The organism is Mesorhizobium sp. P5_C1, assembly GCF_054049815.1.
Window position 1 is genome coordinate 1 of record NZ_JBFULQ010000560.1, and the last position, 3,458, is coordinate 3,458.

Here is a 3,458-nt window from a genome sequence, read left to right on the forward strand (position 1 = left end):
GCCGTCGACGGGTGCCACGAAGACATCGCCATTGCGCGATCCACGCCCGCGCAAATTGGTGGCATTCTTCAGCTCGTCGAGATTGATCGGCATCGCTGTCTCCTCCCAGGACGGGTCGAGCCTATCAGCCCGCCGGGATGGTGGAAATCCCGTCGATGGTACTGGAGGGCATCCTCAGCTGACGATGGCCGCCATCTTCGCGGCCACATCGCGCAGAAGCGCCTCATCCGCCGCCGCGCGCGTCTTTTTTGACGCCACCAGACAGGCCTGCGAGCGCAAAACCAGGCCGTCGCCGAGCACCTTGAGATGATTGGCGCGCAGCGTGGAGCCGGTGGTGGTGATGTCGACGATGACATCGGCCAGGCCCGCCGCCGGCGCCCCTTCGGTCGCGCCGAGGCTCTCGACGATGCGATAGACCTGGATGCCGTGTTTTAGCGAGAAGAACTGCTGCGTCAGCCGCCAGTATTTGGTGGCGATCCTGAGCCGCCGGCCATGGCGCTGACGAAAATCGGCGGCGACGTCGTCAAGATCGGCCATGGTGTCGACGTCGAGCCAGATGTCGGGCACGGCGACCACGACATCGGCATTGCCGAAGCCGAGACGGGCGACGATTTCGGCGCGGGTTTCCCAGTCGGCAAGGTTCTCGCGCACCAGGTCCTCGCCGGTGATGCCGAGATCGACCGCGCTCTGGCCGATCTCGCCAGCAATCTCGGAAGCCGACAGGAAAGCCACTTCGATGCCTTCCGAGCCTTCGATGCGGGCGCGGTAGGAACGCTCGTCGCCGGGCAGGCTGACGGCGAGCCCGGCCTTGGCCAGCACCTCCAGCGCCTGCTCCTTGAGCCGGCCTTTCGACGGGATTGCCAGGGTGATCATGGCGCCGTCTCCCGCAATGCGTCGATGCGATCGAGCCAGACGGAAAAGCCGACGCCGGGGATCGGCGTCTTGGCGCCAAGCAGCGTCAGCAGCCGGTCGTAGCGGCCGCCACCGACGAGCGGCCGTTCGCCATCTTGCGCCGCGATTTCGAAGACCAGGCCGGTGTAGTAGTCGAGCGGTCGGCCGAAGGCGGCGTCGTAGCGGATCCTTCCCGTCGGCAAGCCATGCGCTTCGATCGCCTTGGCGCGGGCGGCGAAATTCTCCAGCGCGGCGCCCAGCGAGAGCCCGGCACCGGCGGCGAAGGTCGCCAACGCCTGGGCCGCGCCGTCGAGCGGCACGTCGATCGCCAGAAAACTCTTTAGTGCCGCGAAGGCCTCGTTGGATAGCCGCACGCTGCGCAACTCAGCTTTCTCGATCAGTCGACGCGCTATGTCGGCTGGCGAGCGCCCAGCGGAGGCCGACAGGCCGGCCTCTTCCATGCCACTGGCGATGTGCGCGGACAGACCTTCGAGATCGCCGTCGAGGACAAGGGAAGCGACCGGACCGGAGAGTTGGCCGTTGCGTGGCGGGTTGGCTAGATCGGCGAGTGCTGCCTGCAGCATCGGCGCCGAGCCGAAGGCGCGGGCAAGACGCATGCGCCAGCCGCGCGGCAGCCCAAGGGCGGCCAGCACGGCCTCGAAAATGGTCTGGTCGCCGAGCGTGATCGCCAGCGCCTGGCGGGGCAGCACCAGGGCAAGCAGCGCATGTGCGTCGGCCAGCGAACGGGCATCGGCCTCGGCGGTGTCACGATCGCCCAAATCCTCGATGCCGGCCTGGAAGAACTCGTTGCCGCCTTCGCGGCGCTGGCGGAACACCTCGCCCAAATAGGAATAGCGGCGCGGCGTGCCCGCCTGCGATCTTATGTGGTCGAGACAGACCGGAATGGTGAATTCCGGCCGCAGGCACAGCGCCTGACCGGTTTCGCTTTCGGTGAGAAAGATACGCCGGCGAAGGTCTTCACCGGCCATGTCGAGGAACGGATCGGCCGGCTGCAGCACGGCAACCTCGACCGCATGCGTGTTGCGCTCGGCGAAGAGATTGATGATGTCGGCTGATATGGCAGGGTAGCGGGAGGTCATTGATCAGACGGGCGCGAGGCACCCCCCTCTGGCCTGCCGGCCATCTCCCCCTCAAGGGGGGAGATTGGATGTCGCGTAGGCTTTCGCCAATCTCCAGCGTTGAAGAAGAGGCGCCGAGCCTCAAGCTGCCAATCTCCCCCCTTGAGGGGGAGATGGCCGGCAGGCCAGAGGGGGGTGTTCAAGCGCCACCTTTGGCGCGATCGGCGGCCTGCGCCGCCAAGATCTTCTTCACCTCAGTGACCAGTTCGCTTTCCGCCACCGTCACCTGGGCTGGGCGCGCGGCGCGCCATTCGGCGTTGTCGGTGATTTCGGCCGACATGCGCGCGCCTTCGATCAGATCCTTGATCTGCAGCTCGCCCTTGGCGCGCTCGTCGCCGCCCTGGATGATTGCGACCGGGCAGCCGCGCCGGTCGGCATATTTGAGCTGCGCCTTCATGCCGGCGCCGCCGAGATACATTTCGGAACGGATGCCGGCAGCCCGCAGCGCCGCCACCATCTTCTGGTAGCGGCCGAGGCTGTCGGTGTCCTTGTCCATGACCAGCACGACGACCGGCGCGATCACATCAGCGCTGTCGAGCTTGCCGAGGTTCTTCAGCGCGGTCATCAGCCGGGAGACGCCAATGGAGAAACCGGTCGCCGGTACCGGCTCGCCGCGAAAGCGCGAGACGAGGCCATCGTAGCGGCCGCCGCCACCGACCGAGCCGAAGCGGACGATCTGGCCGTCCTCATTGGGGATCTCGGCCAGCAGTTCGGCCTCGAAGACTGGGCCGGTGTAGTATTCTAGGCCACGCACGACGGAACGGTCCATGGCGATGCGGTCTTCGGCGTATCCCGCGGCCCGGACCAGGGCTTCGATCGTCGAGAGCTCGCCAACGCCTTCCTGGTAGACCGCATTCGTGCTGACGCTGGAATCCTGACCAGCCTGTGCATTCCTCGCTGTCGCACGAAGAACCGCCTCGGCTTGTCCGTCATTCAACCCGGCGCCCTTGGCGAAGTCGCCCTCGCCTTCCTTGCCGCCATCCCAACGCCCCGGCCCAAGCAGAAGTCTCACGCCTTCCGGCCCTAGCTTGTCCAGCTTGTCGATCGCCCGCAGCACCGTCAGCCGGCGGCCGGCATTGTCGTCGCCGCCAAGGCCGATCGCATCCAGCACGCCGTCCAGCACCTTGCGGCTGTTGACGCGGATGACGTAGTCGCCGCGCTTGATGCCGAGCGCTTCCATCACGTCGGCCATCATCATCGCCATCTCGGCGTCAGCCGCCACGCCCGGCGTGCCGATCGTGTCGGCATCAAACTGCATGAACTGGCGGAAGCGGCCGGGGCCTGGCTTCTCGTTGCGGAACACCCAGCCGGAGCGGTAGCTGCGATACGGCTTGGGCAGCCGCTCGTAATTCTCGGCGACAAAACGCGCCGTCGGCGCAGTCAGGTCGTAGCGCAGCGACAGCCACTGGTCGTCATCGTCCTGGAAGG

General features: G+C 66.5%; 3 protein-coding genes. All 3 read right to left on the reverse strand.

Features of this window, described 5'->3' with window-relative positions; all coding sequences use genetic code 11:
* Positions 1-174: 174 nt before the first annotated feature.
* Entirely contained in the window at positions 175-873 is a 699-nt protein-coding gene (gene hisG, locus ACXJ7R_RS27840) for an ATP phosphoribosyltransferase (RefSeq protein WP_457154628.1), read from the reverse strand.
* A complete protein-coding gene (locus tag ACXJ7R_RS27845) occupies positions 870-1,991 on the reverse strand; it encodes an ATP phosphoribosyltransferase regulatory subunit (RefSeq protein WP_457154629.1) in 1,122 nt (373 codons plus the stop codon). Before ACXJ7R_RS27845 ends, hisG begins: the two co-directional genes overlap by 4 nt.
* Before the next feature lie 178 nt (positions 1,992-2,169).
* A partial coding sequence (hisS, locus tag ACXJ7R_RS27850) for a histidine--tRNA ligase (protein WP_457154630.1) occupies positions 2,170-3,458 on the reverse strand: 1,289 nt, incomplete at its 5' end.